This window comes from Lysinibacillus sp. UBA6686, assembly GCF_002455205.1.
In the GTDB taxonomy this organism is placed as follows: domain Bacteria; phylum Bacillota; class Bacilli; order Bacillales_A; family Planococcaceae; genus Lysinibacillus; species Lysinibacillus pakistanensis.
The window spans coordinates 1-5,679 of record NZ_DKJS01000050.1 but is presented as its reverse complement, the minus strand read 5'-3'; the positions used below and the strand labels follow the sequence as shown (position 1 = coordinate 5,679).

Here is a 5,679-nt window from a genome sequence, read left to right as displayed (position 1 = left end):
AGTATTTCAACAACATGAAAATAAAAAATTTATTTATTTGTAAGTATAGGTGAAATAGATTGTAATGGAAAAACTGAACTATTTTTTGTTCGCTTTATAAAATGAGGAGGATGAATTTTTAACTAAACAAATTATCTCAATAATTAATAAAACCAAAGCAATTCAATCTTGGGTTGCAAAAAGAAATTTAAAAGTGCATTCCTCAACTTCGTCATTGCACATAATTAGATACATAGAACAAAAACAAAAGTCCTACTGCTTTAAATAAGTCCAGTAAACAAACGCTTCTGTTGAGAATTTTAAACAAGAGGGGGAATTGTAAAAGTAGATGAAATATATAAGCTTTTTATGATGATAGATTTAGAAGCAACAGTAAAAAGCTCGTCCAATTAAAATCAATATTCCAGTGTCAAACTACTTTACTGAATTTGCACTCGTTAAATCTATTAGCTTAAAATAAGTAATTAAAAAAACGATAAAATTTATATCCAAAATCAAGAGTGATTAGCGTCTATATCAAATGCTTTTATGAATTTTGTTTGTTCAAGCGCATAAGAGGCAATGAAAAAAAACGAGGAATGACGACAATGGAAGTAATCAAGTACAAGTAACGTTTCATCTAAAGCTCCCAAGATACTACATTTTCAGTAATAAAGCTTGCTCTTTCTTCAACGTTCAATTTAGGTACTTCAATAAGTTCATATCCAAGATGTTTATATGTTTCAAACATGATTTTATAGGTTGCTACAGCTTCCTCAAAATCCTGTTTTCTTTCAGAATCAGTTTTGTATATATCTTTCCAAGGGGGTAAAATAAACACTCTCTTGTTATACATGTACTTTCTAGTTGCTGACTCAAGTTTCTTGGAAATTGGAAGATTAATCAATTGAGTATAAGCAAGAGTATCTGGAATGCCTCTATCAAAAAATAAAGGCTTATCTTGAGGGTTCGACAATGCTGAAATAAAACTTTCTATTGATTGATCTAACATTAAATCACGATATTTTTTTACATTTTTCCAAGGTAACGCATCACCCATGGAGGAAACTTGTGTTCGAATAATTTCTCTTGCAACTTCAGGGATGTATTTATAGTTATTTTCCTGTAATTCATCTAAAAGAGTTGTTTTACCAGAACCTGGACCTCCGGTAATAATGATAAAATCACCTCTAAATAAATGATTATCAATCATTTTCTGATTCCCTCCTAGATATTTACTTTATTTTAATAATAGAGTAGATCCAATCTTTCTTATAAAAGATACGACTAAACTACATTCACTTCGCAGGTGTGCATTTTTTCCTTTTAACCTCTTTCAACTACTACAAATTTTCTTGATTTTTTTGGAGAAGAGAAAGCCGTAATATTCTAATCAGCTTCTGCTTTTTTAATTTAATGACTTTACCTTTAATCCCAACAAAGAAGCAAAACCAATAGCTTGTTCAGTGGAAACCTCACACCCATTCAAACTTTCTATGGTTACATTAAGTTTTTCAAAATTACATGTACTAATATCAATTCCCTTTAAAGAAGTCTGAGAAAAATCAACATCATTAATACCACTTTCATAAAATTTCACCTTATTAAGTGAACAATCATAAAAATTTGCACTCTGTAGTATTGAATTGTCAAATATCACCTGCTTGAAACGGGTTACCGCAAAATTGCATAGATTTGCAATACAATTTTCAAAAGAAACGTTTCCAAGATTAGCTTCAGAAAAATCAGATCCTAATAATTTGCAGTTTTTGAAATTAACTCTATGTATGATCCCTTCACTTAAGTTTGCATTAGATAGATCGCAGTTTTCAAAAATTACATCAGTTAAATCAATTTTTCTAAAAGAAACATCAATGAATTTTGCATTTTTAAAGATAACTTTAGATACAACTAATTTTTCAACAACTTCTTTATCAATTACTGTATCAGCAATTATACAATTTGATAAATATGGGTCTTCATCATAAAAAATATCTTGAAAATTAGCTTTTTCTAGATCAGAAAAAATTTTTGGTAATTCAATTTTGAAACTCTGTGACATATTAGCACCCCTTACAATAAGTTAGTAATATTATATACGTTAATTTTAGATAAAAAGAATAAAATGAAAAGACTTTCATATTAAGTAAAAGTGTGTACAATATGAAGAAAAACACCAAAAAAGGGTCACTAAGCTAGGAAGTGACCCTTAAGTCAGAAATGTTAATATCCTCCACTCATAAATGTAGCGCCGACAATAATTAAAAGTATAAATAGAACAACAATTAAGGCAAATGATGAACCATAACCACCGCCGTTATTGCCGCAGTTATTAATGCCACCAACATTTCCACCATAGTATCCCATAAAGTATCCCTCCTTTCTACATTTATAATATGTTAGTTGTAGGGAATGAGTGGGGTGTTAAACCATTAAAAGCTATCCATATTTATATATTTTTGTTAGATGGAAAATTAAAAGTAGAAGTGAGTTTAAGAAGTGTAAGACTAAATTTAGCTTTACCTACTATTCTTATGATAGCTATGTTTGTATAGTGAATTGCCCGTGAAATAGATTTTAAAATAATAAGCGCTGTATGATGTAGGAAACTGAATCGAAAATACAGCAGGCAGAGGACAGGAAGGACTAGGCGTAGCTTTTCGGTCAGGTTTTGGAGATGGCATATATGAAGTTTTTGCTACTATCAAAGACTGCGGTTCATGGGGTGAAAGAGTCGCTAAGGTTGAGTGCTAATTGAAGATGATGAATTAGATGATTGAACTGAAGGACAATATTGAATTGAAAATTCGGATAGCTTTTTGAATTATCTTCTAGAGTGATTTTGATCCCCTATGTATTACCTGATGAAGTGGCTGAGAGGCTGCTTCTTTTTTTGCCATTTTAAAGATTATTGCTTCTTCAACCCAATGTGAACAAAATCATGTGTAAAACATGTTTGACATATGGTTAGTATTTTAGGTATTATTAGGGTGTAAAAGATGTTTTACACCTCGAAATATGAAGGTGGTTGTTGAATGAAAAATAATATAAAGGAACTAAGAGAACAATGTAATATTTCTCAAGGAAAATTAGCAGAACGTTGTGATGTAACTAGACAAACAATTAATGCAATAGAGAATAACAAATATGACCCGAGTTTAAAGTTAGCTTTTGATATTGCAAGAGTATTAGGGGTCACTATGGAAGAATTATTTATACCATATGGGAATGGGGGGAAATGAAATGGATAAATCAAAAAAATTAGTCGGTATAATCGTTTTTATAGTATTTTGTACATTCGTAACCTACACTTTATACAAATGGTTACGTTTTGGTACTATTGATGGGGGTTCTATCATTTTTAGTTTTATTGCATTATCTTATCTTTTAAATTGGTTAAATTGGGGTGACCATAATGGCGCAAAAGACAAAGATGAATTAGAAAGGCATATTGAAACTCAAAGCGCAAAGGTTGGGTATTATGTTTTAATGATTATGGCATGTCTTATATTATTTATTTCAGAGGGTGTATCTAATTTAAATGACATGAAGAATTATCCCTTACTCTTAGTAGTTGGCCTTACATTTGTTACTTCACCAATAATAGAATTTATTTATTCAAGAAAATTTAAAAATTGAGTTAAAAATAGAATGGCCCAGATACTCCAATAATTTGAGTCTGGGCCTTTACTAAATTTAGGATATACACTCCCGTATTTATTACTTGCTAGCTTGAATTAATGTGAACCAATCATTTCCATTAAACTTTCCAGAAACATTGTATATTGGCTGGTAGAAGCCTTTTGTGTCATACATATGCGAAAGTTCAATCGATTCTATTTCAATTTGGTCTCCTTTTTTTATAACAAGATCTTCCTCCTGTACGAGTGCGTTATATTTTATTTGAGGGAATTCGCCATTCTTTACTCGTTCATACACCTCTGCAGGAGACAATATATCTACTTCTCGTATAAATTGATTTTCATGAAGACTATAGGCTATCGAATAAACATGGCCATCTTGTTTTAGGCCGAGCTCAATATCCCCAGTCCAATAATCTCTTTTTAAATCGGGACGATCAGGTAATTTCCATTCAAATTCGCCATTTTCCTGTACAGTAAATTCTGCATCTTGCGGTAGTATAGAAAGTTTGTCCATTAGTGACTTTGCCTTTTCTTCTTGCACAATAACTGAGGTTTGCTCTGGCGTATAATTGTTATCTGTTAACCACCATTGTCCTTCTGCATCATTTTTCGTCAATGTATAGGGTATTCCATCTTTATCCTCCACTAAAATCTCACCACTGCCCATATTATCTTGTGGATTTACCTGAGATAATCCTAATTTCTGTTGTAATAGGTCTTCTACGTCTTCATTTTTTATGATTTTTTTATACACTGGAGCAACTGTTGATGCTGAGCTTAATTCCAATGAGGTTGATACTTTCACATCTGACATATTTGATTTTGTATAGGCATTTATGGCTAAATGACCAAACTCCTTTTGGGTGTAGACAATATTCATACACAAAAAAATCAAACCCATCAATAGAGGTATAGCAAGGTTTCCAATCAGACTTTTCATTTTTATTTTTTTGTTATGTGTAATGGAGGCAGCTAATCTGTATAACTGATAACCAAAAATACCACCAAGTGAGTTGTTCATTAAATCATCAAGCTCAAAAATCCCTGCTCCCGTTAGTGTCTGATACGTTTCAATTGACACTGTAGCACCTACAACTACAAGAAGAAGCCACTTAAATTCTTTAAATTTAGCGATAAGTAAAGGCAATAAGATTCCAAGTGGAACAAACATTAATATATTAAATAGACAATTTTGGAGATCTCTTAAAGAGTATTTTTTCCAGGCGTCAATATAACCACTGAATGGTTGAAGATTCATTTGCATGTAATGGGAAGTGCCACGACCAATAATCGTTAGCTCCAACACAAAAACGGTATATCCGACGAAGATTGCACCAAGAATAAGCTTTTTTATAGGGATCTGTTTTTTGTCTAATTGTCGTTTTTGATAAAAGTAATAAAGTGCAATGAGTAAGAACTCAACACCAATAATAATAATTACTGGTAACATTAAAATACGAATATTGCTAATAATTTCTGTAATACCCAAGATGAATTGCTCCTTTTTTCTACTGGTCATTGTCAAACGCTACATATCATAAGAGACCAACTAAATGTTTTTATTTGATTTCGCAAAATAGAATCCTTTTTGAGTTTTATTTGAAATGATATTGATTATTGTAAATGGAAATTATTAATAATTAATGAGAATATTTATGAAGATTTTCTTAAGGATTTTCATAAATAACAGGTTTTATATTAGTGTGATTCAACGTTGGTGAAGAAGCTTGTATTAAAAGCAATGTAAGGGGGGATAAGAGGTTGTCCGAAAGATATTTTAAGAAAGGGGAACAGGTTTGGAGCATAGAAAAACCCTATACCGAAGTATAAGGCTTTTCTGATTTTACAATCTGTTCAAAATTAAAGAATCGGTGTTAACTCTGAGTTTGCAAATCGTTGTGCATCTATGATAACACCTGAAGCTGTACGACCATAAACGCTATATAATCCACCCGTTTGATTTGGAGAAATTTCAACTTCATATTGGAACGAACCCGCTACACTTGGAGTTACAAAGGTAGAAGCATTAGCAGCAGCAGCAAAAGGAGTTGTTGAT

General features: G+C 31.6%; 6 protein-coding genes and 1 pseudogene. 2 read left to right on the top strand and 5 right to left on the bottom strand.

Annotated features, from left to right (window positions below; genetic code table 11):
• Positions 1-619 precede the first annotated feature (619 nt).
• The 3 genes from B2R82_RS13160 to B2R82_RS13150 form a co-directional block, all read right to left on the bottom strand.
• Positions 620-1,192: an AAA family ATPase gene (locus B2R82_RS13160; RefSeq protein ID WP_286925300.1), complete on the bottom strand. Its 573-nt coding sequence runs from the start codon at positions 1,190-1,192 to the stop codon at positions 620-622.
• A gap of 195 nt (positions 1,193-1,387) precedes the next feature.
• Entirely contained in the window at positions 1,388-2,041 is a 654-nt protein-coding gene (locus B2R82_RS13155; RefSeq protein WP_286925299.1) for a pentapeptide repeat-containing protein, read from the bottom strand.
• A gap of 161 nt (positions 2,042-2,202) precedes the next feature.
• Positions 2,203-2,346 (bottom strand): YjcZ family sporulation protein, encoded by a 144-nt coding sequence (locus B2R82_RS13150; protein ID WP_283868170.1) that lies wholly within the window; start codon positions 2,344-2,346, stop codon positions 2,203-2,205.
• Positions 2,347-3,014: 668 nt separating this feature from the next.
• Between B2R82_RS13150 and B2R82_RS13145 the strand changes: the two genes are divergently transcribed.
• A complete protein-coding gene (locus B2R82_RS13145) occupies positions 3,015-3,221 on the top strand; it encodes a helix-turn-helix transcriptional regulator (RefSeq protein ID WP_286925298.1) in 207 nt (68 codons plus the stop codon).
• Position 3,222: 1 nt separating this feature from the next.
• Positions 3,223-3,618, top strand: coding sequence for a hypothetical protein (locus tag B2R82_RS13140; protein ID WP_286925297.1), 396 nt, complete (start codon positions 3,223-3,225; stop codon positions 3,616-3,618).
• A gap of 81 nt (positions 3,619-3,699) precedes the next feature.
• Here the strand turns inward: B2R82_RS13140 and B2R82_RS13135 are convergent, their stop codons facing one another.
• Both B2R82_RS13135 and B2R82_RS13130 read right to left on the bottom strand, forming a co-directional pair.
• Positions 3,700-5,112: a VanZ family protein gene (locus B2R82_RS13135; protein ID WP_286925296.1), complete on the bottom strand. Its 1,413-nt coding sequence runs from the start codon at positions 5,110-5,112 to the stop codon at positions 3,700-3,702.
• A 371-nt stretch (positions 5,113-5,483) separates the two neighbouring features.
• A pseudogene (locus B2R82_RS13130) lies at positions 5,484-5,679 on the bottom strand (ATPase); the annotation flags it as partial.